Genomic DNA, 22,294 nt, shown 5'->3' with positions numbered 1-22,294 from the left:
ATCGGCGGAAAAGATAAACAACCGGTGCAAATGTTGGCCACCGCAGGCCCTACCCAAAGATCTTCTCGCCTTGCTCGTCGACCAACTGCATGCCCTTCTTGATCGAGATGTCGACGGCGTCGTCCAGTCCGGCAAAGCGATCGGCGCGGATGAATTTGTGTTCCTTCATCACGCCGTCGACTTCCTTCGAAACCACGCCGCAGGTCTGGTATTGGCCCCCCTCCGCCTTGTAGGGCGTGGCGCTGATCAAAAATCCCTTGTGCTCAACCTGCTTTGCCGGTGCTGCGCTCTTGGGCTCGCCCCCCTCGCCGCCACCACCGAAAAGACGCTTCAGAAAAGACATGGGGCTTCCTCCAACGGCAATCATCCTGCACCACGTCTCGCGGTGCAGGATGATTTTCAGTACCGTTCCTCAGTCGAACGGGCAAGCGTTCTCGCCAGGGGTCAACCGCGCGATAGCGCTTCCAGGGCTTCAGCGGCGGCTTCCAGGACTGCAATCGCCTCGGCCTGCTTTTCAGCCGGCGCGTCGACGAGATCGCCGAGCGCGGCACGCAGCCGGTGGCGCACGGCGCGGAACTCCTCGCGGGCATCCGAGCGACCCCGTCCACCACGCCGTCCGCCTTCCTCGCCGTCGTCGTTCCAGCCGAACCAGTCCCGCGCTTTCGCCATCTTGCGGCCGAAGCGCTCGAGATGCTCCAGCACGCCGTCGATCATCTCGCGGTTCTCGGCGAGATGCGCCTGGCCCGCCTCGGTGATCGAAAACACCTTCTTGTTGCCGTCGGCGGCTGAAGCCGCATAGCCGGCCTCTTCCAGGAAGGTCAGCGTCGGATAGACGACGCCCGGGCTCGGGCTGTAGATGCCGCTGGTGCGCTCTTCCAGCGCCTTGATGATGTCGTAGCCGTGGCGAGGCGCCTCGGCCAGCAGCGACAGCGTGATCAGCTTGAGATCGCCGTCGGCCAGCATGCGCCCGGCACGAAACATGTCGCCCGGGCCGCCGCGTCCACCGCCACGTCCGCCGTGGCCGAACGGACCAAAGCCGCCGCCCCCTCTTCCACCAAATTTGCCTGCCATGTGCAGGAATGCGCGCTCGGCGCGCTCGCCAAAGGGATGATGTCTGTGCATGAATTGCTCCTTGAGTTATATCTTACGATACATCTTAATTAGGCTTACCCCGCCGACGAGTCAAGATATATCTTACGATGCATCTAAAGGCGGCGCCAGAAGGTTGATTTCGCCGCCGCCGGCAGCTAGAAAGCGCGTGAGGGCCAAAACCTCTCCGTAAGCGTCTGACGTCAAGCAACGCATCCACCCCGGTCTTTCCGGGCAGTTCCGCCGGAAACCCGGCGCAATGGATGCCAAATGCGACGGACCGGATGTTTCAGGAAAATCCAAAAATGACCACGACCCGTAAGCGCGGCAAGCTGCCGGCGCGCTATGCCGCGATCGTCAGTCCGCTGGTGCTGTCGCTGCTGATGACCTTCATCGTCTCGTTCATATCGACGCTGAAAAGCCTTGGACTGCGACCTGATTTGCCGGCTGTCTGGCTCACTGCCTGGGGCCTGTCCTGGCTGGTAGCGTTCCCAACGTTGCTCATGGTGCTGCCGGCGGTGCGCCGCATTGTCGGCTGGCTTTGCGAGCCGGCGTCCCGGTAACGCCCATGACGGTAAGGCCCGCAGATATCTTCGGGCCTTGCCTCGCTACCAGCGGCCCTTGCGCCGGTTCCAGGCATAGAGAAGATCGGCGAAACGATCATAGGCCAAGCGCGTCAGCGGCAGCGCGACCGGATTGCCGAAGAGCGTCGCCAGCCAGCCCTCGCCCGGCGTCGCCCGCCAGACGGCAACCGCGACATCGGCGCCGACCAGCAGCCTGCCTTCGGCATCGGTGGCATGCAGCCGGCGGCGTATGTCCTCCAGCGAGGCGCTGTAGCCAGAGAGCGCCGCCGGTTCGAGGTTGATGTCGCGGAATTCGATCCGCCCGGCCTTGATCGCCTCGATCAGCCGCCGTTTCTGCCGGGTGATGCCGCCATCGCAGACGGGGCAGCGTGTGTTGTACCAGACGGTCAGCGCAGGCTTGGACATGGCGCGACTATCGCCCTGACGGCACGGCCCCGCAATATGACGCCGAGCCGCACGGACCCGCGCCCAGCGCTATCCAAGCGAAGTGACGATCTCGCGATAGGCAAATTCCGGGAAAGCCTTGAGCGTTCGCGTCTTGACGCTGCCACCCGTTGCCAGCATCAGCGCGAAACGAGCAAGCACAGCATCGTCGGGCGCCTCGATAATCGCCACCATGTCATATTCGCCCATAGTCAGGTAAAACGCCTTGAACGAGCCGCCCATGTCGGCCAGTTGCTTCTTGGCGGCATCGAGCCGCTTCGGCGACTCTCGGATATTTCTGGCGCCCTGTTCCGTCCAGTTCATCAGCAGGATGTAGGTTGTCATCACACACCTCCCTCCGGCGCCACGGAGCACGGCTGAGGACATCAGCCTGGGCGGACATCCGGTTTTTCGCCCAGAACATGCATCCGACCAGGCAAGTATCCTCCCGACGGAGATGTGCGACAAGAGCCTTCACCCGGGCAACAAAAAGGGCGCCATCGGCGCCCTTTTCGAATGCTGGTCTGTTGCCGGTATCAGCTGTCGAGGAAGCTCCTCAGCTTGCGGCTCCGGCTCGGGTGCTTGAGCTTGCGCAGCGCCTTGGCTTCGATCTGGCGGATACGCTCGCGCGTCACCGAGAACTGCTGGCCGACTTCTTCCAGCGTGTGGTCGGTGTTCATGCCGATGCCGAAGCGCATGCGCAGCACCCGCTCCTCGCGCGGCGTCAGCGAGGCGAGCACCCGCGTTGTGGTCTCGCGCAGATTGGCTTGGATCGCCGCATCGATCGGCAGGATCGCCATCTTGTCCTCGATGAAATCGCCCAGATGCGAATCCTCTTCGTCACCCACAGGGGTTTCGAGCGAGATCGGCTCCTTGGCGATCTTCAACACCTTGCGCACTTTTTCGAGCGGCATTGCGAGCTTTTCTGCCAGTTCCTCCGGCGTCGGCTCGCGGCCGATTTCATGCAGCATCTGGCGCGACGTGCGCACGATCTTGTTGATCGTTTCGATCATGTGCACCGGGATGCGGATGGTGCGCGCCTGGTCGGCAATCGAACGCGTGATCGCCTGCCGGATCCACCATGTCGCATAGGTAGAGAACTTGTAGCCGCGGCGGTATTCGAATTTGTCGACCGCCTTCATCAAGCCGATATTGCCTTCCTGGATCAGGTCGAGGAACTGCAGGCCGCGATTGGTGTATTTCTTGGCGATGGAAATGACGAGGCGCAGGTTGGCCTCGACCATTTCCTTCTTGGCGATAGCGGCTTCGCGCTCGCCCTTCTGCACCTGGTTGACGATCTTGCGGAATTCCAGGATCGAGATCGCCGTCTCGGTGGCGAGATTCTGGATTTCCGAACGCAGATCCTTGATCGCGTCCTTCTCGTTCTTGGTGAATTCCTTCCAGCCGCGCGAGGTCAGGTTGCCGATCGAGCGCGTCCAGTTCGGGTCGAGCTCGGAGCCCTGATATTCCTTGAGGAACTCCTCGCGGCGCACGCCATAGCTTTCGGCCAAGCGCAGCAGCTTGCCTTCGTTCTGCACCAGCCGCTTGTTGATGTCGTAGAGCTGCTCGACCAGCGCCTCGATGCGCGCCGTGTTGAGCGACAGCGACTTCACCGCCTTGATCAGCTGGTCCTTCAGCTCCTTCAGGCGGCGGTCCTGGCTTGGCGACAGCGTGCCGGTCGCGGCCAGACGGTTCTCGACCTGCTGGTCCTGCAGCTTGCGCAGCTTCTTGTAGGTGTCGGCGATGACGTCGAGCGTCTCCATCACCTGCGGGCGCAGTTCCGCTTCCATCGCCGCCAGCGACAGGCTCGCCTCGTCCTCGTCTTCCTCGTCGTCATCGACTAGGCCGCGCGTGTCGGCGCCGACATTGGTGATGTCGTCTTCCTCGTCGCGTCCACGCCTCGGCTTGTCCTCGGCCTTGGGCGCCTCCTCGATGCGCTCGACCACCGGCGCCTGCTTGGCTTCGGGGCCGGCATAGGTGGCTTCGAGGTCGATGATCTCGCGCAGCAGGATCTTGGATTCGTTGAGCTCGTCACGCCAGATGATAATGGCCTGGAAGGTCAGCGGGCTTTCGCAGAGACCCGCGATCATCGTCTCGCGGCCGGCCTCGATGCGCTTGGCGATCGCGATTTCGCCCTCGCGCGACAGGAGCTCGACCGAGCCCATCTCGCGCAGATACATGCGCACCGGGTCATCGGTGCGGTCGGTCGGCTCTTTCTTGGTGGTCGTAGCGGCGACGGCGGTGCCGGTCTGCTCGGCCAGTTCGTTGGCGTCTTCCTCGGCGTCGGCATTGCTGTCGGCGGCCTCGGGCTCCTCGCTCTGATCGTCGTCCTCGACCACGTTGATGCCCATGTCGGACAGCATCGCATTGATGTCTTCGATGCGATCCGGATCGGTCTCTTCCGACGGCAGCACCGCGTTCAGTTCGTCGAGAGTCACATAGCCGCGCTTCTTGGCGGCCTTGATCATCTTCTTGACAGCATCATCGGAAAGGTCGAGCAGAGGCCCATCGGTGGCGCCTTCACGTTCGGTCTCGACCTCTTCCTTTTCCTTTGTCGCCATAGTCTTTATCTTCTCCTAGCGGCCGAGCATCGAAGCCGCGTAGCTGCCGCACCGGTCAAACTACATGCGCTGGTGGCGCTTAACCGGGCCGGTAACCGAATCAACTCTTTTGTTTGTTCATATCGTGCCCCCAAAACCGGTTTTCACTTTTGGGCGATATGCATTAAGTCCAGATTAACCCTGATATCTGTGGCAGGCTGACAGCCTGTCCAGTGATCAGCACCTCGCGTCAGTGCATTTCCATCGACGCCGGCACGGGTTAAGGTTTCGAATCGTCCTGATTCCGTCATTCTGCCAGAAGGTCAAGCGCCTCTCGCATGATTCGCATCAAAAAAGCGAATCAATTACCCGACTTAGAGGCGTCGATTCGACGCGCAGCACGTACATCATCCATTCTTGCGCAGGTTTCGACCTACACGCGCCCACCCCTGCCCGAGGACACACCGAAGCCTTCGATCAGCGCTTCCGTTGCTTGTACATCACGGAATTGCGCCTGAATCTCGATGAGGTGCCGGTAGTTTTCGTCAGTGGGATCGCTGGCGAGCGCTGCTTCCGCCTGTTTCAGCTCCTTATGTAAGGTGCGCGCGCTGCGCTGCAAGTGCAGCGCCTGGTTGAAGGCGTCGCGGGCATCGTCAAGCGCTGCGGTTTCCAGCGCGGGCCATTGCCTGGCCCGTTGGATGAGCGCCACGGCGCGCCCCCAGATATCGCTGCAGCCGGCACGTTCGATGGTGGCGATCACCGCGCTACGGTCATTGGCCATGTCGTGCGCCATCGCATCGAGGATGGCGGCGTGCAGCCGCTGCAGATCGGTGTTGGCGAGATCGAGGAACTCGACATGGGCGAAGTTCTCGTCGATCAGCGCCGGATGGTTGACGAGGGCTACGATGATCGTCGCCTCGCGCACCGACATCATCTCGCCACCGCGTTTGACCATGGCGGAGCGGCCGAGGCTTTCGGTGATCGCGGCGCGCGCGCCTGCCCCGCTGCCTTTGGCGAACTGTCCGCCGGGTGCGGGCGTTTTGCCCTGCCCCGGTTTCCAGTCCTGGCGACCTTGCCGCACTTCGCGCTGGGCGCTGAAGAAGGTCAGCTCCCGCTCGCGCATCCACTGCTGGTAGTGGTAGCGCTGGCTCTCATCGCGGATGCGGCTGGTCAGTTCGCGTAGCGTCTTTGTCAGCCCCGCCCGCCGCTCCGGCGTGTCGAAGACGCCACCGGATGTCTCACGCATCCACAACAAATCAGCGAGAGGCCGCGCTTCCGCCAGCACGGCACGAAACGCGTCCGGCCCTTCTGCCTTGACCAGATCGTCGGGATCCTTGCCCTCCGGCAACAGCGCAAAGCGCACCGACCGCCCGGCCTGCACCGACGGCAGCGCGAGATCCGCGGCGCGCCACGCCGCCTTCAGCCCGGCCTGGTCGCCGTCGAAGCACAGCATCGGCTCAGGCGCCATGCGCCACAGAAGTTCGAGTTGGTTTTCGGTGAGCGCGGTGCCGAGCGGCGCCACGGCATTCTCGAAGCCGGCCTGCGCCAGCGCAATCACGTCCATATAGCCTTCGACGGCAATCACCGTGCCGCCTTTCGCCAGCGCTTTGCGGGCGCGGGCGAAATTGTAGAGCACGTTGCCCTTGTGGAAGAGCTCCGTGTCGGGCGAATTCATGTATTTGGCCAGCGCATCGGGTGCCAGTGCGCGGCCGCCAAAGGCGATGATCTTGCCGCGCGAATCCGGGATCGGGAACATGATGCGATCGCGGAACCAGTCATAGGAGACCGGGATGTCGTCGCCATGACGCACCAGCCCGCAGGCCTCGATGTCGGCCTTGGGCACGCCCTTGGCGGCAAGATGTTCCTTCAGCGCATTGCGGCTGTCGGGCGCAAAGCCCAGCCGGAACGATTGCTGCGTCGCCGGCGTCAGCCCGCGATCCCTGAGATAGGCGCGGGCTTTTGCACCCTCCGGTCCTTGCAGCCGCTCCTGGAAGAAGGCAGTCGCCATCTCCATGACATCGGTCAGGCTGGCGCGTTCCTTCTCACGCTGTTCTTCCCGCTCGTCGCGCACCGGCATCGGCACGCCGGCCATGTCGGCGATCTTCTCGACCGCTTCGGGAAAGCTTAATCCGTCGAGCTCGGTCAGGAACTTGAAATGATCGCCCGACACCGAACAGCCGAAACAGTGATAGCGGCCCTTCTTGTCCTCGCAGTGGAAGGAGGGGCTCTTTTCGCCATGGAACGGACAACAGGCCCAATAGTCGCCGCGCGAGGCGTTGGTCTTCTTCCTGTCCCATGCGACGCGCTGGCCGATGACCGATGAAATCGGCACACGGTCGCGTATCTCATCGAGAAAGGCGGGCGGAAAGCGCATTGGGGAACTCGTTTGTCCCTCATATAATCATGCGCGCGGAATCCGACGACCCCTATTGCGGACCATACCCGGTTTCCACAGCCAAAAAGCCCGGTTTCTACAGCCAAAAGAAAGGCGGCCGTTTCGGGCCGCCTCCTTTCAAGTCTCGGCATTGCGCCGGCGAGGCCGGGCTTACTGCGCGGCAACGGCGCCGAAGATGATGCCGGACAGGACGCCGACCAGAACATAGTCGTTGCCGACGCGGATCCATTCCTGGCCGCGGCCGGGGCGATGCAGGCCATAGCGGCCATAATCGCGGATCGGCTGGTGCCGCTTCCAGCTGGAATATTTCTGGCCATTGCGCCAATGGCTGCGCTTGACGACCACCGTCTTCTTCACGACGCGCTTCCTGACATCGACATGCTTGCCGGGCCTCTGCCAGTCGACCCGCGTGTAATTCGACTGCGGTGCGACCGGTGCGTTCACCGGTGCGGCCTGGCCGGTAAGCGAAGTGGCGGCCAGCATCGAGAAAGCGAGGGCGGGAAGAACAACACGTTTCATAGCGGGGCTCCTTGGTTGTCGATGCCTAGGGAATAGCCCCCGAAGGATGAACCGAAACTGAACACTAGCCTTACATTTACATAATGAAATCCTGTGCTTATCCTGGATATTTGAACATCATCGCAAAGGCGATTGCCGGGAGTCCGGCAAATCGGACGATCCGCTCCCATCGCCAGGGATCCGCCATGCAACCATTTGCGCATCCGTCCATTTTCCGACACGCCCTGTCGCGCCGCGACGGCTCTTGAAATCGACAAGATTTTATTATCCGGCTAAAATATTCCGGATATTGTTCAGGACTGTCATGACCATGATTCGCAGCCCCGTTTTCCTCCCTGCACTGCGCGCCCTCCGCGTCGCGGTAGCTGTCTGCGTGCGGGTTTCGAAGTGAGCGGCTCCGTCGTCCTGCTGCATCTGGCGGGCTCGGTGGCGCTGATGCTGTTTGCCACCCGCATGGTCAAGACAGGCGTCGAGCGCGCCTATGGCGACGTGCTGCGTCACCGGCTGCGCTCCACCATGCGCAATCCGATCATGGCGGTGCTGGCTGGCTGCGGCCTGTCGATCGCACTGCAGAGCTCGACCGCCGTCACGCTTCTCGTCGGCTCCTTCGCCGGCGCCGGCATCGTCTCGGGCATGTCGGGCCAATTGGCGGTGCGCGGCGCCGAGATCGGCTCGGCGCTGGTGGTCAAGCTCTTGACCTTCGATCTGACGCTGCTGGTGCCGATCTGCCTCGTCGCCGGCACGGTCATGTTCATGGCCACCGAGCGGCGCGACTGGCGCCAGTTCGGCCGCATCCTGGTCGGCATCGGCCTTCTGGTACTGTCGCTGGAGATGATCGGCCAAGCCTCGGAGCCCCTGCGCCAGAGCACGCTGATGCCGCTCATCATCGAATATTTCTCCAGCGACTACGTCACCGCCTATCTGCTCGCCGCGCTCGTCACCTGGCTGTTCCACTCCTCGATCGCCGCCGTGCTTTTGATGGTCACGCTGGCCGGCCGCGGCTTCATCCCGCCCGAACTCGGCATCGTGCTGGTGCTCGGCGTCAATCTCGGCTCGTCGATCATCGCGCCGCTGCTCACCCGAAGTGCCGAACCTGGCGTGCGCGTCGTGCCGATCGGCAATCTGTTGATGCGCGGCATGGGCTCGCTGATGATGCTGATCCTGTTCATGACGCTGAAGCCGCCGGTCGCCTTCCTCGGCGCCACCGTGCCCGACCAGATCGTCAACGCCCACATCCTGTTCAATGTGCTGATCCTGCTCGCCGGCCTGCCGCTTGCCAGCCTGATCTATCGTGCCTCTGAGAAGATCGTCGCAATGGGCACCAAGCCAGCGCCGGCTACAGAGCTCGATGTGGTCGAACTCTCCGCCCTCAACGACGGCGCGCTCGACGTTCCGAGCCAGGCGCTGGCCAACGCCACCCGCGAGGTGGTGCGCGTCTGCGAGACGGTCGAGATCATGCTCAAGCGCATCATCGAGCTGTATGAAAGCGCCGACGGCGACAAGATCAAGGCGCTGGCCGCCCTTGACGACCGCGTCGACAGGAAGCACGCGGCGATCAAGCTCTATCTGGCCAAATTGACCAGGAACTCGCTCACAGAGGACGAGGCGCTGCGCTGCCAGGAGCTGATAGGCGCCTGCGTCAAGCTCGAGCAGGTCGGCGACATCATCGTGCGCAACATGCTGGTGCATGTGAAGAAGAAGTTCGAGCGCGGGCTGGAGTTCACGCCCGAGGGCTGGAGCGAGCTGCTCGCCTTTCACACCTCGGTGCTGGCCAATGCCAGGCTTGCTTTCAACGTGCTGGTGTCGCGCGACCCTGAGACCGCCCGCCAGCTGGTGCTGGAAAAGGACCGGCTGCGCGACCGCGAAAAGGAAACCAGCGCCAGCCATTTCGTGCGCCTGCGCGACGGCACCGCCAAGAGCGTCGAAACAAGTTCCATCCACCTCGACACCATCCGCGACCTGAAGCAGATCAACTCGCTGCTGGCGTCGATGGCCTACCCGGTGCTGGAAGAGCGCGGGTTGCTGGGTGGGTCGCGGTTGAAGGCAAGCTGATCAAGAAAACCTAAAGCGGCGTCGATAATTTCTGCATTGCCCACGAACCCCATCCATGGTTTGAGGCGACCTTATCCGAGGATCGCTTCCGCCATGCTCCCGCTCATTGCCCTGTTCATTGCCGCCTTTGCTTTCGGCACCACCGAATTCGTCATCGCCGGTGTATTGCCGCAAGTGGCCGACGGCCTTGGCGTTTCGATCCCGACTTCCGGCTATCTCGTCTCCGGCTACGCCGGCGGCATCGCCGTTGGTGGGCCATTGCTGGCGCTCGCCACCAAGGGCATTTCCCGCAAGACGCTGCTGCTTTGCCTGACCGTCGCCTTCACCATCGGCCAGGCCGCTTGCGCGCTGGCGCCCGATTTTACCTCGATGCTGCTCTTGCGCATTGCGGTCGCCGTCGCACACGGCGCCTATTTCGGCGTCGCCATGGTAGTGGCTGTCGGCCTCGTGCCCGAGGACAAGCGCGGCATGGCCGTGGCTGTGATCCTCTCCGGCCTCACCGTATCCAATGTCATCGGCGTGCCGGCCGGCACCGCAATCGGCAATCTCTGGGGCTGGCGCGCCACCTTCTGGGTGATGTGCGCGCTGGGCGTGGTAGCCTTTGCCGCCATGGCTGCGCTTTTGCCGCGCACGACAGGCGCATCAAGGCCATCCGCCAGTCTTGGCAGCGAGGTTCGCGTGCTGGCGCGCCAGCAAGTCTGGACCTCGCTGATCCTGATGCTGACGTTGATGATCGGCCAGTTCGGCCTGTTCACCTACATCACCCCGACACTGCTTGAGGTGACCCATCTCGACGAGAGCCTGATCCCCTGGGTGCTGCTGCTCAACGGCGTCGGCGCCACCGTCGGTGTGTTTCTCGGCGGCAAGCTTTCCGATTGGAAGCTGATGCCGTCGCTGATCACCATGCTTGCGCTGCAGGCGGTGATGTTGGGCGTGATCTATGCCGTCAGCCCCTACCCCGTGCCGATGGTCATCGCCATCGTTATCTGGGGTGGCCTCAACTTCGCCATAGGCACGCCGATCCAGACCCGCATCCTGGCCTGGACGGCGGACGCCTCCAACCTCGCCTCCTCGCTCATCCCCTCCGGCTTCAATGTCGGCATCGCGCTCGCCGCGTCGCTGGGCGCTGCCATGCTCAATGCCGGCTACGGCTATCGCAGCCTGCCGGTTGTGGGCGCTGCCGCCATGCTGGTGGCGGTGGTGGTGGCACTTGCCTCCTACATCTGGGAGGGGCGCAGCCGGGCAGCGCCGCCGCTGCCGGCACCGGCCGAATAGCGTCGGACTACAAATCGATCCGGAACAACAAACTCTCGGCGCCGCCATACGCGGCGTCCTTGATGAACGGACCGACCACACGGCCGCCATTGGCCAGCACCACCTTCTGCGAGGCCGGATTGTCGAGGTCGGTGGTGAGCTCGACATATGGCAAACCAACAGCCCTCGCCTCGTCCAGCATCAGCCGCAGCGCCTCGGTCGCATAGCCTCGTCCGCGCTTCCACGGCACCACGGCATAGCCGATATGGCCGAGCACATGCGACGGCAGTGCGGCCGTACCGGGCTGCCAGCGAAAGCCGATCGAGCCGGCGGCCTCGCCGTCCCAGATCCAGCGCCGGAAGCCCGGCAGCCGCGGCACTGTCGTGCCGTCCGGCAAGGTAATCGGGCCTCCTTTGGCCTCGGGATCGTCGAGGCTGGCAAGGAACGCCGCGGGATCCTCGTCGATCGCCGCAAGTTGCTCGCGCGTCGCTTCCATCAGCCGGACATTGTCCGGCGACCAGCCGCGCTCGAGCGCCGCCTTGTAGGAGGGCAGATGTTCGAGCGTGGGTTTGACGATTTCGATTATGGTGGGTCTCTCCGGCAGGTCAAGGCTTGGCTCGCTTAAGCCGGTGCGGACCGTTTCTTGCCCAGAGGTAATGCCCCTGCTCTCCTTCGCCATTGAAGTGGTGTCGGCTCCTACTGCAGCAGGCCTTTGACGATGCCGCTGGCCTTGCCGAAATCCATCTGGCCGGCATATTTCTGCTTCAGCACAGCGATCACCTTGCCCATGTCCTTTTGGCTGGCGGCACCGGTAGCAGTGATCGCCTCGCGCGCCGCAGCTGTTACGGCGGCGTCGTCCAGCTGCGTCGGCAGGAAGCCGCGGATGATCTCCATCTCGCCACGCTCCTGCGTGGCCAGATCCGGGCGCTTGCCGTCCTCGAACGCCTTGGCCGATTCCTCGCGCTGCTTCACCATCTTGGCCAGGATCTGCAGGATCTCCTCGTCGCTGGCGGGGTCCTTGGTCGAGCCGCGATTGGCGATGTCGCGGTCGTGGATGGCGGCCTGGATCAGCCTGAGCGTCGGCAGCCGGTGCTTGTCCTGCGCCTTCATCGCGCTTTTCAGGGATTCGGCGATTTTTGCGCGCATGATGCTTTCTCCTTCGAACGGCGCGGACAATAACCGCGGCCCATCCGCAAAGCAAACGCGCCAAAGCCCTGATATCGTTCGACGAAACAAATGCTCGCCGTTTTTGGCACGGGCATCATTGACCGCTCTGGCGCCTTCCCCTATGTACTCGGCCTTGCACAAGACAAAGAATTGATGCGCGCAGGCTCGAGAGATCGGCCGCGCCGTTTGCTGCGCAGATGGCCCGCCATCGAAGCGCGCAGCGTGACAGGAGCGTCGCCATGGCCGAGATGACCCCCGAACTGACCCCGCCTTGGGCAACCGAAAAGCCGACCGCCGTCCTGGTGCTGGCCGACGGCACCGTCATCGAGGGTCGCGGCCTCGGCGCCACCGGTTCCGCCGTTGCCGAAGTCTGCTTCAACACCGCGCTCACCGGCTACCAGGAAATTCTCACCGACCCGTCCTATGCCGGCCAGATCGTCACCTTCACCTTCCCGCATATCGGCAACATCGGCACCAATGACGAAGACATCGAGGACTTGAACCCGGTCGCCCGTGCCGGCGCCGTTGGCGCGGTGTTCAAGGCCGATGTCACCAACCCGTCCAACTACCGCGCCGACACCGGGCTGGACCAGTGGCTGAAGAAGCGCGGCATCGTCGCGCTGTCGGGCATCGACACCCGGGCGCTGACCGCGCTGATCCGCGAAAAGGGCATGCCCAATGCCGTCATTGCGCACGCGCCCGACGGCATCTTCGACCTCGACGATTTGAAGCGGCGGGCCGCCGCCTGGTCGGGCCTGATCGGGCTTGACCTCGCCAAGGAAGTCACCTCGGGCCAGTCCTCGGTCTGGAGTGAAACGCCCTGGGTGTGGAACGAAGGCTTTGGCGAACAGGCCGAGCCGTCGATGCACGTCGTCGCCATCGACTACGGCGTCAAGCGTAACATCCTTCGCCTGCTTTCCGGCCTCGGCGCCAAGGTCACCGTGGTTCCGGCCGGCACCGGCTCGGAAGAGATCCTGGCCATGCAGCCCGACGGCATCTTCCTCTCCAACGGGCCCGGCGACCCGGAAGCCACCGGCGACTACGCCGTGCCGGTCATCCAGAACCTGCTGAAGACCGACATCCCGGTATTCGGCATCTGCCTCGGCCACCAGATGCTGGCCCTGGCGCTCGGCGGCAAGACCGCCAAGATGCACCAGGGCCATCACGGCGCCAACCACCCGGTCAAGGATCACACCACCGGCAAGGTCGAGATCGTCTCGATGAACCACGGCTTTGCCGTCGATGCCGACTCGCTGCCAGATGGCGTCGAGGAAACCCATGTCTCGCTGTTCGATGGCTCGAACTGCGGCATCGCGCTGACCGGCCGTCCGGTGTTCTCGGTCCAGCATCACCCCGAGGCTTCGCCCGGTCCGCAGGACTCGCATTATCTGTTCCGCCGTTTCGTCAATCTGATCCGCGAAAAGCGCGGCGAGGAACTGCTGGCCGAACGGGCCTGAGCCCTCTATGTACCAGTGATAATATCGCTTAACCTCGAGCGATAAATCTGCGATATTGCGCGAGTGAAGACGATCATCCTCTCGGTGTCGGCAGCTCGCGATCTCGACAACCTGCCGGCCGATGTCCGCGAGCAGGTCTCTGAAGGTTTGAACACTTATGCCATCAGCGGGCGTGGCGATGTAAAACGTCTTGCCGGCCGAGACGGTTACAGACTTCGGATCGGTCGCTACCGCGTTATATTTGATGAAGATCGCACGACAATCCTAGCGATCTACATCGGCAAGCGCGAAACGACGACCTACAGCCGGCCATAGGACAGCACATCATGAACGCTCCGCAAATCATAAGGACTTCAACCGGGGAAGAACTGGTCGTCATCCCGAAGGCTGACTACGAGGCATTGCTGCATGCCGCCGAAGAAGCCAGAGAAGACGCTGCGGATGTGGCGATCTACGATGAGCGGAAGGCCGAGTTCAAAACTGAAAAGCCCCTGCCCGCCGAGGTGACCATGGATATTTTGCGAGGTTCCAGCCGGCTCAAGGCGCTGCGCAACTGGCGCAAGCTGACGCAGGCCGAGTTGGCTGATGCCATCGGAGTCAGCCAGGGCTTCCTGTCGGACCTTGAATCCAATCGCCGCAAGCCATCGGCGCAAACCAGCACCATGCTGTCGAAGGCATTGGACGTGCCCAGCGAATGGATCGAAGCCTAGTATCTGACCTTACGCCACCGGCCGGCCTTCGCTGGCCTCCAGTATGGCGAACCATTGCTGGCGGTCGAGGCTGATCTCCAGCGCCTTGACCATGGCGGCCAGCCGCTCGGGCTTCATCGTGCCCAGCACCGGCGCCAGCCGCGCCGGATGACGCAGCAGCCAGGCGATGGCGACGGCGGCGAGGTCGCCGGCGCCGATCTCGGCAGCCACCGCCGCGATTGCCGCCCTGACCCGCGCCTCGCGCCCTTCCTTGCCGGTGAACAGCAAGCCGCCGCCGAGCGGTGACCAGACCATCGGCGCATAACCATGCCTATGCGCGTGATCGAGGCTGCCATCGGTCAGCGCATTGGTTTTCAGCACCGACATCTCGATCTGATTGGTGGCCAAGGCAAATGGCAGCCGCGAAGCCAGAAGGTCNATAACCATGCCTATGCGCGTGATCGAGGCTGCCATCGGTCAGCGCATTGGTTTTCAGCACCGACATCTCGATCTGGTTGGTGGCCAAGGCAAACGGCAGCCGTGAAGCCAGAAGGTCGAACTGCGACGGCGTGAAGTTGGAGACCCCGACCGCCCTCACCTTGCCTGACTTGACCAGCCCGGCAAGGGCCGCCGCCGTCTCGTCGGCATCCATCAGCGGATCCGGCCGGTGCAGCAGCAACAGGTCGAGATAGTCAGTGCCGAGATTGGCGAGCGAACGGTCGACCGAGGCCGCAATATGGGCCGCACTGGTGTCGTAATGCTTCAGCCGGTTCTGAGGCCGGTTGGCCGATGCCAGAATGATGTCGCATTTCGAGATCAGCTCGATGCTGTCGCGCTTGCCCTTCCAGCGCGACAAGCCGGCGCCAAAGGCAGCTTCCACCTGGTAATGCCCGTAAATATCGGCATGGTCGAAGCTGGTAAGGCCGAGATCGACCGCAGTGCCGATCAGCCGCGCGACCTGATCGGCGTCCGGGCGCGCGGCGCTGTCGAGCAGGCGCCAGCGCCGAACACCAGCCGCGACAGCGACAAACCGTCGTTGGTCAGCTTTATGCGGCTGTCATGGCTCATATCTGGGCTCCATCTTCCGCAGCGCCGGTGGCAACGCTTTTCACCGCCGTCGGCCTCGCAACTTTCGTTACAAAGACAATGACGGCAAGCGTCAGGAAGCACGCGCCAACCAGATAGGGCGCGCCGCCGAACACCACGGGCGCATTCGGCCCGGTGAACCAGGAAAAGATCGCGGTGTACAGCAGCGGCGTGATGATCGAGGTGATCGAGAAGATCGACGTCATCGCGCCCTGCAATTCGCCTTGCGCCGATGGCGGCACCTTGGCGGCGGCGAGGCTTCTCAGCGGCGGATCGGCCAGTGCTTCCAGGCAGCCGACGACGATCACCGCATAGATCATCCAGCCTTGCGAGGCGAAGGCATAGCCGAAGGCGCTGGCCGCCGTGAAGGTCAGGCCGATCACCGCCGTCTTCCACTCGCCAAGTTTGGGGATCACGCGCGGCAGCACCGTCGCCATGACGATCGCCCCACACAGGCCGAAGGCGCCGAGCGAGAAGCCGATCTGCTGCTCGCTCCAGCCATAGCGGTAGTTGGACACGAACGACCACACCGCCGGATACATCATGTGGCCGAGCGTCATCAGGAAGAAGGCGAGCCCGATCCAGCCGATGCCCTGATATTGGCGCATCTGCAGCAGCGTGCCGACCGGGTTGGCGCGTTTCCACTCGAAGCGGCGGCGGTGCTTTTCATCGAGCGTTTCAGGCAGGAAGAACATGGCGATGAGGAAGTTCACGAAGGCAAGCCCGGCGGCAAAGTAAAACGGCACCCGCGGCCCGAACGTGCCGAGCAGCCCGCCCAGCACCGGCCCAATGACGAAGCCGACGCCGAAGGCGATGCCGAGCAGACCGAAATTCTTCGCCCGATTGTCGTCGTTCGAGATGTCGGCAATGAAGGCCGACGTCGTCGAATAGCTGGCGCCCGAAATGCCGGCCAGCACGCGGCCGATGAACAGCATCGGATAGGACCAGGCGATGGCGCAGATCAGATTGTCGATCGAGAATGTTAGCACCGAGGCAAGCAGGATCGGCCGCCGCCCGAAGCGGTCGCTCAACCCGCCCATGATCGGCGCGAAGAAGAACTGCATCGCGGCATAGACGAAGAACAGCCAGCCGCCCTCGATCGCCGCTTCGCTGATGCCGACGACAGAAAGCTCCCTGAGAAAGGCCGGCAGCACCGGCATGATCATGCCGAAGCCGATAATGTCGAGCAGCAGCGTGGTGAAGACGAGCGCAAGGCCCCGCCTGGCGGTTTTGGGGTCGATCATGATGGCGTCTGCTCCCTGGGACCGCCCTTGGGCGGGCGCCCGTTATAGGCGAGGCGTCACTTTGGAACAATAGGAGAACGCCTCAGGCGTTCTCCTCCTGACATCTGTTGCCGGTGGTGAATCGGCCCGCCGACGGATGCGCTTTGAACCGCGGTCGGCTGGAACTTGCGAGCGCCTCAAACCGGACCGGTCAGCGTGTTGCAATCCGACAGCTTGCCGCTCTTGTAGCCGCGCGCCAGCCAGGTCTGCCTTTGCTGCGACGTCCCGTGGTTGAAGCTTTCCGGAACGACATAGCCCTGCATCTTCTTCTGCAGCGTATCGTCGCCGATCTGCTTGGCGGCGTTGAGCGCCTCTTCGATGTCGCCCTGTTCCAGAATGCCCTTCTGCGCGGTGAAATGCGCCCAAACGCCGGCGAAGCAGTCGGCCTGCAGCTCGATGCGCACCGACATCTGGTTGGCTTCCGCCTCACCCATCGACTGCCGCATCTGGTTGAACTTGGGCAGGATGCCGGTGAGGTTCTGCACATGGTGACCGACTTCATGCGCGATCACATAGGCCTGGGCGAAATCGCCCGAGGCGCCGAACTGCTGGTCGAGCTGCTGGAAGAAGGTGGTGTCGAGGTAGACCTTGTGGTCGCCGGGACAATAGAACGGTCCGGCTGCCGTCGAGGCGGAGCCGCAGGCCGAGCGGATCTGGCCGCTGAACAGCACAAGCTTCGGGTCCTCGTATTTCAGGCCCTGCGACTGGAAGATGCCGGTCCAGGTCTCTTCGGTCTCGGCCAGCACGGTCGCCACGAACTGCTTCATCTCGTCGGAAGCAGGCGTGCCAGCGCCGTCGTCCTGGCCGCCGCTGTTGTCGGTGATCTGGCCACCGCCACCCGGCAGCACGCCGCCGCCCTCGCCAGTGCCCAGGATCTGCGACGGATCGAAGCCGAAATACCATCCGGCCAGCACCACGAGGACGACCAGCAGGATGCTGCCGCCGCCGCCGGTGCGGCCGCCGATCGGGATGCGGAACTGGCCAGGGCTGCCGCCGCCGAAACCACCACCGCCGCCGCTGTCGCTGCGCTCGTCCTCGACATTGTCACTCTGACGGCGGCCCTTCCAGAGCATGGCAACTCCCCGTATGCAAATTTTCGGCTGGCCTGGCCGATGTCGTGGCCCAGTCCGACCCAACAGACAATTATCGCAATGGTTGCGCCAAGTCACAGTATTTTTCGTGGCAGCGGCATCGCGTTCGCACTCTGGTCCAGGCGGCATGCGTGCTGTAGCATCCGGTTCGAACGGGGGTGTCGGGGACTTGCGGACGATCGGTCGATTTCTGCTGCTGGCGGTGGTGCTATGCCTCGGCCCGTCGCCGGCGCGCGCCGTGACGCTCGATTCCAGCGTCGCCGTAACCGATTCCGAGACATTGCAGGCGCTTGAGCGTGGCGGCCTCTCGATCAGCCGCCTGCTCGGCCCGGCGCTGGGTCTCACGCGCGAGGTCGACAATCGCGGCCTGTTTTCGGTGCGCGCGCTGACCCCTGTCCGCAACGCCGTCAAGCAGGAGATCGCCGACGAGCCTGCCAATAGCCCCGATCCTTACGTCGCGGCCATGGCCAAGTCGAAGGACACCAGCCAGAAATTCAACCCGAAATACATCGACGATGACGGCTCGACGCTCGACCTGACCGGCATCGTCAACCGCATGGACCGCGGCTATCTCGGCCACACCGAATGCGGCGAGATCAGGCTGATCTACCGCTTCCACTATTCGGTGGCGGAGAAGCCCACGAAGGGAAAGACAGCGCAACGCATCTCGTCGCGGCTGCCGCTGACCATGAGTCTGGTCTTCAACGCCAGGCCCGGCGAGGCTCGCCCCCGCGCTTCGAGAGACCGTCCAAGCGCCACCGCCATTTCCTGTGCCGAAATCGCCAAGCGCTGGCTCGCCGCCGGCCAGAAGAACCTTGCGCCCGAGCAACTGGCAGCCTGGCTGCGCTCCGACGAAGGGCCGCTCTCCAACGCCATGCTGAATTCGTCGCAGATCATGCGGCTTGAGCTGAACATGCAGGTTCTCCGGCTGTCGGCCTCGAGCCGCCGCGACTTCGGCGGCCACGCCGAATATCTCCTCAAGATTTTCAAATGGGACCCAACGACGTCCACCTTCCAGGAATCGAAGATGGAGAACCAGATCGACCGGAAAGTGGTTCTGGCCGACCGGCCGGCCTTCGCCAAATGGCTGCTGACCGACCGCAACCTCTACGACCTCGATCGCGGCCGGCTGGTCATCGACGACAAGTTCCTGGCGACAAGCGCCGTCTCGGTCGCACCCGGCGGCATGGCCAGATCGCAAAACAACATCGCCTATGGGCTGCTCGATGACAGCGATATCGACGAGGCGCTGAAGAATTATGTCGCCAGGGGCAACACGCTGCGCAGCGTGAAATCGGTGGCCGGCTTCAATCTGCGTCTCAACGAAATGACCTGCACCGGCTGCCACCAGACGCACGGCATTGCCGGCTTCCATTACACCGGCGCCGATCCGGCCAGCGAGCCGCGCCGCAACGCCGTCTTCGTCCCCGGCTCGGCGGTGTTCTTCGCCGACCTGCCGCGCCGCCGCGCGATCGTCGAGGACTTCGCCACAGGCGGCCATCCGGATTTCTCCCGCGGCTTCGCCGCCCGTCCGGACGCCAAACTCGCCGAAGCGCTGAAAGGCACCGATCTCTACAATGGCTGGGGCTCGATCTGCTACAGCGGCGAGGATGCCAGCTTCAAGGACTGGAGCTGCGGCGAAAGCCTGCGCTGCGCCGGCGTCCATGAAAGCGACATCCATCCGGGCTTCGGCACCTGCGTCAGCGAGGCGGCCACCGCAGTCGGCGACCCCGTCGAGTTCGGCGAGATCAAGATGTCGAGCTGGGGCAGCGACAAATATTGCCGCCTGTCGCCGGCCACCGCAAAAGCCTGCGCCATCGATCCGGCGCGCGACAAGAAACCGGTAATCAAGCTCGCTGGCTATGGCGCGGCGCGCCAACGCTACGACAACCCCGAGCAGAAGACCGGTGGCTTTCCCGGGGGCATGCTGCGCAAGGCAAGCTGCGACAAGCTTCCCGACGAGGCGACTTGCGGCCGCCTCGCCAAGACCGGTTTCAACGACTGCATCGCGTCGGGCAAGGACCACAAATTCTGCACCAAGGAATTCACCAAGACCGCCGGCCTGCGCGCCTGCGGCAAGGCGCATCCCTGCCGCGAGGACTATATCTGCACCGCCGGCTACGACGATTTGGCCGCAGCCAAGCCTGGCAAGGGCTCCTGCATTCCGCCCTATTTCATATTCCAGTTCCGCGTCGACGGCCATCCGCGCAGTTGGGTGCAGGACACCGAGGAATGAGCGGCAGGTTGCCGCTTGCGAACAGAACTCAGATCTTCTGCTTGGTGCCGGCGCTTTTGCCGTCCGAGCTTTTGGAGCGTTCCTCGAAACGCGCGGCGCCCTTCTTCATCGGCTGGCCGGCTTCGGCCTCGGTCTTGCGTTCGTCCTTTGCCGCTGTCTGCCTCAAACCCTCGGCCGCCTGCTTGCCCTTCGCGGTCGGTGCCTGTTCGACGCCCATGTTTTCCTCCTTGGCGCGCAGCAATCACGCGCAACGTCAGGAGCAACGAGCCTGACGTGCGGAGGTTCCAGTGGTGCGGCGCCGGCGCGACTCAGCGCGGCGCTATCATCGCCTTGCGAAAGGCTTCCAGCGTCTCGGCGCTGACATGGTGCTCGATGCCCTCGGCATCGATGCGCGCCGTCTCGGCGCTGACGCCGAGCGAACGCAAAAACGCTTCGACCGTCTGGTGGCGAATGCGGCTTTCTTCCGCAACCTTGCGGCCGGCATCGGTCAGGAAAACGCCGCGATACGGTTTTCTGGAGACCAGCCCATCGGCGCACAGCCTGGTCAGCATCTTGGCCACGGTCGGCTGGGCGACGCCGAGCCGCGCCGCGATATCCACCTGGCGCGCCTCGTTGCCGTCCTCGATCAGGTCGGCGATCAGCTCGACATAGTCCTCGACCAGCGCGCTGCGGCGCGCTTGGCGCTGCTGCCTGAAGCCTTCGGAATGGACATCGGCATCCGGAAGCGGCTCTTCGCGTCGAACCGGTTTATGCTTCAGTGCCAATACGTGTTCCCTCATACCTTTTGGCAAGAATTGGCTTTCGACAAATCAATCGCCCTTTGCCATTCATAGCACGGGCTTAACTGTTCCAGCCGTTTATTTGCATTCCATAGCAGGCGCAACCGGCGTTTGCGATCACCCCCTTTCTGGGCCCTTGGCTGCCTCATGAGAAGCACATACAATGAAATATAGCCTATTGCATAATGTTGAGCCCTGGCGTAGATAGGATGAGAGACATCAATCCATCCAATGGAAAGCCCTCCATGTCCGAAGCCGACGCAACCTTGGGATCATCCTGGCGATTTGACAGGCCGGAGGACAATCCTCCCAGCCTGCGCGAGGTGAACTCCACGATTGCGGTGCCGCAGTCCGGCGTCTGGTTCCGCCGCCTGTTCGCCTTCATGGGACCGGGCTACATGGTCTCGGTCGGCTATATGGATCCGGGCAACTGGGCCACCGACCTCGCCGGCGGCGCCCAGTTCGGCTACACGCTATTGTTCATCATCATGCTGTCCAACCTGATGGCGATCCTGCTGCAGGCGCTTGCCGCCCGGCTTGGCATCGCCACCGGCCGCGACCTCGCCCAGGCCTGCCGCGCCTATTATCCGCGTCCCGTCAGTTTCGTGCTGTGGATCGCCTGCGAACTCGCCATCATCGCCTGCGACCTCGCCGAGGTGATCGGCACGGCGATCGCGCTGCAGCTTCTGTTCGGCATTCCGCTGATCGGCGGCGCGTTGCTGACGGCGCTCGACGCCTTCATCGTGCTGCTCTTGATGAACAAGGGTTTCCGCTATCTCGAAGCCTTCGTCATCGCGCTTCTGATCATCATCTTCGGCTGTTTCGCCATCCAGATCTTTGCCGCTGCCCCTCCGGTCGGCTCGATCCTGCATTCGATGTTCGTGCCGTCGACGGAGATCGTCACCAATCCGGCGATGCTCTACATCGCCATCGGCATCATCGGCGCCACGGTGATGCCGCACAATCTCTACCTGCACTCCTCGATCGTACAGACACGCGCCTATGAACGGACCGAAAAAGGCAAGCGCGACGCCATTAAATGGGCGACGACGGACTCGACCATCGCGCTCGTCCTGGCGCTGTTCGTCAACTCCTCGATCCTGATCGTCTCGGCGGTGGCCTTCCATGGCACCGGTCATCAGGATGTCGCCGAGATCGGCCAGGCCTTCGAGCTCTTGTCGCCACTGCTCGGCCTCGGCATCGCCTCCATCCTGTTTGCGGTGGCGCTACTGGCCTCCGGCCTCAACTCGACGGTTACGGCAACGCTTGCCGGCCAGATCGTCATGGAAGGCTTTTTGCGCCTGCGCATTCCGCAATGGGCGCGCCGGCTGCTGACGCGCGGCATCGCCATCGTCCCGGTGGTGGTCGTCACCGCGCTCTATGGCGAAAAGGGCACCGGCCAGTTGCTGGTCTTCAGCCAGGTGGTACTGTCGATGCAGTTGCCCTTCGCAGTCATCCCGCTGGTGCAGTTCGTCTCCGACAAGAAGAAGATGGGCAACCTTGCCATTCCCCGCGGCGTGGCGGTCCTCGCCTGGGTCGTCGCGGCGGTCATCCTGGTGCTCAACTTCAAGCTGCTCTACGACACCGTCTTCGGCGTCGGCTGAGTTTCTTCTTGAGCAGTTCGCCGTTTCGCCGAAACGGCGAACTGCT

24 protein-coding genes are annotated in these 22,294 nt (G+C 63.2%); 8 read left to right on the top strand and 16 right to left on the bottom strand.

The features are described from left to right. Nucleotides 1–49: 49 nt before the first annotated feature. Both X733_RS162055 and X733_RS162060 read right to left on the bottom strand, forming a co-directional pair. Nucleotides 50–343, bottom strand: coding sequence for an HlyU family transcriptional regulator (locus X733_RS162055; RefSeq protein ID WP_023817685.1), 294 nt, complete (start codon nt 341–343; stop codon nt 50–52). A gap of 101 nt (nt 344–444) precedes the next feature. After that, a complete protein-coding gene (locus tag X733_RS162060; RefSeq protein WP_023741123.1) occupies nt 445–1,122 on the bottom strand; it encodes a PadR family transcriptional regulator in 678 nt (225 codons plus the stop codon). 272 nt (nt 1,123–1,394) lie between these two features. Here X733_RS162060 and X733_RS162065 point away from each other — a divergent pair, with 272 nt between their 5' ends. Further along, nucleotides 1,395–1,652 (top strand): DUF2798 domain-containing protein, encoded by a 258-nt coding sequence (locus tag X733_RS162065; protein WP_023697083.1) that lies wholly within the window; start codon nt 1,395–1,397, stop codon nt 1,650–1,652. 45 nt (nt 1,653–1,697) lie between these two features. On the opposite strand, the gene X733_RS162070 is transcribed toward X733_RS162065, so the two are convergent. The 5 genes from X733_RS162070 to X733_RS162090 all read right to left on the bottom strand — a co-directional run bounded on the left by X733_RS162070 (nt 1,698) and on the right by X733_RS162090 (nt 7,550). Further along, nucleotides 1,698–2,078 carry a DCC1-like thiol-disulfide oxidoreductase family protein gene (locus tag X733_RS162070; RefSeq protein ID WP_023697082.1) on the bottom strand — a complete coding sequence of 127 codons (381 nt, stop codon included), beginning with the start codon at nt 2,076–2,078 and terminating at the stop codon, nt 1,698–1,700. 69 nt (nt 2,079–2,147) lie between these two features. After that, nucleotides 2,148–2,441 carry a GYD domain-containing protein gene (locus tag X733_RS162075; RefSeq protein WP_023672447.1) on the bottom strand — a complete coding sequence of 98 codons (294 nt, stop codon included), beginning with the start codon at nt 2,439–2,441 and terminating at the stop codon, nt 2,148–2,150. 191 nt (nt 2,442–2,632) lie between these two features. After that, nucleotides 2,633–4,657 carry an RNA polymerase sigma factor RpoD gene (gene rpoD, locus X733_RS162080; protein ID WP_023672446.1) on the bottom strand — a complete coding sequence of 675 codons (2,025 nt, stop codon included), beginning with the start codon at nt 4,655–4,657 and terminating at the stop codon, nt 2,633–2,635. 412 nt (nt 4,658–5,069) lie between these two features. Then, nucleotides 5,070–7,010 carry a DNA primase gene (gene dnaG, locus X733_RS162085; RefSeq protein ID WP_023683795.1) on the bottom strand — a complete coding sequence of 647 codons (1,941 nt, stop codon included), beginning with the start codon at nt 7,008–7,010 and terminating at the stop codon, nt 5,070–5,072. Nucleotides 7,011–7,181: 171 nt separating this feature from the next. Continuing rightward, on the bottom strand, nt 7,182–7,550 hold the full coding sequence (locus X733_RS162090) for an RcnB family protein (RefSeq protein ID WP_023731620.1): 369 nt from the start codon (nt 7,548–7,550) through the stop codon (nt 7,182–7,184). A 387-nt stretch (nt 7,551–7,937) separates the two neighbouring features. Between X733_RS162090 and X733_RS162095 the strand changes: the two genes are divergently transcribed. Both X733_RS162095 and X733_RS162100 read left to right on the top strand, forming a co-directional pair. Continuing rightward, nucleotides 7,938–9,602, top strand: coding sequence for a Na/Pi cotransporter family protein (locus tag X733_RS162095; RefSeq protein WP_023817681.1), 1,665 nt, complete (start codon nt 7,938–7,940; stop codon nt 9,600–9,602). 93 nt (nt 9,603–9,695) lie between these two features. Then, nucleotides 9,696–10,877 carry an MFS transporter gene (locus X733_RS162100; protein ID WP_023672442.1) on the top strand — a complete coding sequence of 394 codons (1,182 nt, stop codon included), beginning with the start codon at nt 9,696–9,698 and terminating at the stop codon, nt 10,875–10,877. 7 nt (nt 10,878–10,884) lie between these two features. On the opposite strand, the gene X733_RS162105 is transcribed toward X733_RS162100, so the two are convergent. Further along, complete coding sequence (locus X733_RS162105) at nt 10,885–11,442, bottom strand: GNAT family N-acetyltransferase (protein WP_023672441.1); 558 nt, start codon at nt 11,440–11,442, stop codon at nt 10,885–10,887. Nucleotides 11,443–11,552: 110 nt separating this feature from the next. Then, entirely contained in the window at nt 11,553–12,002 is a 450-nt protein-coding gene (locus tag X733_RS162110) for a GatB/YqeY domain-containing protein (RefSeq protein ID WP_031193012.1), read from the bottom strand. Between the two features lie 260 nt (nt 12,003–12,262). On the opposite strand from X733_RS162110, the gene carA reads away from it, so the two are divergent. The 3 genes from carA (at nt 12,263) to X733_RS162125 (ending at nt 14,190) form a co-directional block, all read left to right on the top strand. Then, entirely contained in the window at nt 12,263–13,480 is a 1,218-nt protein-coding gene (gene carA, locus X733_RS162115) for a glutamine-hydrolyzing carbamoyl-phosphate synthase small subunit (protein ID WP_081740610.1), read from the top strand. Between the two features lie 63 nt (nt 13,481–13,543). Next, on the top strand, nt 13,544–13,795 hold the full coding sequence (locus X733_RS162120) for a type II toxin-antitoxin system RelE/ParE family toxin (RefSeq protein ID WP_023748196.1): 252 nt from the start codon (nt 13,544–13,546) through the stop codon (nt 13,793–13,795). Nucleotides 13,796–13,806: 11 nt separating this feature from the next. Next, nucleotides 13,807–14,190, top strand: coding sequence for a helix-turn-helix transcriptional regulator (locus tag X733_RS162125; RefSeq protein ID WP_023748195.1), 384 nt, complete (start codon nt 13,807–13,809; stop codon nt 14,188–14,190). Nucleotides 14,191–14,199: 9 nt separating this feature from the next. Here X733_RS162125 and X733_RS1000000171250 read toward each other — a convergent pair whose 3' ends face one another. The 5 genes from X733_RS1000000171250 to X733_RS162135 form a co-directional block, all read right to left on the bottom strand. Beyond that, nucleotides 14,200–14,550 carry an aldo/keto reductase gene (locus X733_RS1000000171250; protein ID WP_196813688.1) on the bottom strand — a complete coding sequence of 117 codons (351 nt, stop codon included), beginning with the start codon at nt 14,548–14,550 and terminating at the stop codon, nt 14,200–14,202. Next, complete coding sequence (locus tag X733_RS1000000170615) at nt 14,501–15,115, bottom strand: aldo/keto reductase (protein WP_280790515.1); 615 nt, start codon at nt 15,113–15,115, stop codon at nt 14,501–14,503. The genes X733_RS1000000171250 and X733_RS1000000170615 overlap by 50 nt, the downstream gene beginning before the upstream one ends. Further along, entirely contained in the window at nt 15,115–15,237 is a 123-nt protein-coding gene (locus tag X733_RS1000000171245; RefSeq protein ID WP_023817676.1) for a hypothetical protein, read from the bottom strand. The genes X733_RS1000000170615 and X733_RS1000000171245 overlap by 1 nt, the downstream gene beginning before the upstream one ends. Beyond that, the gene (locus tag X733_RS162130) at nt 15,234–16,499 is read right to left on the bottom strand and encodes a tetracycline resistance MFS efflux pump (protein ID WP_023748194.1); all 1,266 of its coding nucleotides are present in this window, start codon (nt 16,497–16,499) and stop codon (nt 15,234–15,236) included. The genes X733_RS1000000171245 and X733_RS162130 overlap by 4 nt, the downstream gene beginning before the upstream one ends. A 176-nt stretch (nt 16,500–16,675) precedes the next feature. Next, entirely contained in the window at nt 16,676–17,611 is a 936-nt protein-coding gene (locus X733_RS162135) for a neutral zinc metallopeptidase (protein ID WP_023705842.1), read from the bottom strand. Between the two features lie 187 nt (nt 17,612–17,798). Between X733_RS162135 and X733_RS162140 the strand changes: the two genes are divergently transcribed. Then, a complete protein-coding gene (locus X733_RS162140; protein ID WP_031193009.1) occupies nt 17,799–19,865 on the top strand; it encodes a hypothetical protein in 2,067 nt (688 codons plus the stop codon). Between the two features lie 28 nt (nt 19,866–19,893). On the opposite strand, the gene X733_RS162145 is transcribed toward X733_RS162140, so the two are convergent. Then, nucleotides 19,894–20,082, bottom strand: coding sequence for a hypothetical protein (locus X733_RS162145; RefSeq protein WP_023705844.1), 189 nt, complete (start codon nt 20,080–20,082; stop codon nt 19,894–19,896). Between the two features lie 91 nt (nt 20,083–20,173). After that, nucleotides 20,174–20,629 carry a manganese-binding transcriptional regulator MntR gene (mntR, locus tag X733_RS162150; protein ID WP_023705845.1) on the bottom strand — a complete coding sequence of 152 codons (456 nt, stop codon included), beginning with the start codon at nt 20,627–20,629 and terminating at the stop codon, nt 20,174–20,176. Between the two features lie 260 nt (nt 20,630–20,889). On the opposite strand from mntR, the gene X733_RS162155 reads away from it, so the two are divergent. Next, entirely contained in the window at nt 20,890–22,248 is a 1,359-nt protein-coding gene (locus tag X733_RS162155; RefSeq protein WP_023817672.1) for an Nramp family divalent metal transporter, read from the top strand. Nucleotides 22,249–22,294: the final 46 nt, after the last annotated feature.

This window comes from Mesorhizobium sp. L2C066B000 (assembly GCF_000502335.1).
In the GTDB taxonomy this organism is placed as follows: domain Bacteria; phylum Pseudomonadota; class Alphaproteobacteria; order Rhizobiales; family Rhizobiaceae; genus Mesorhizobium.
Note: the sequence above shows the minus strand (reverse complement) of the source record. Positions and strands in the feature narration are given on the sequence as shown.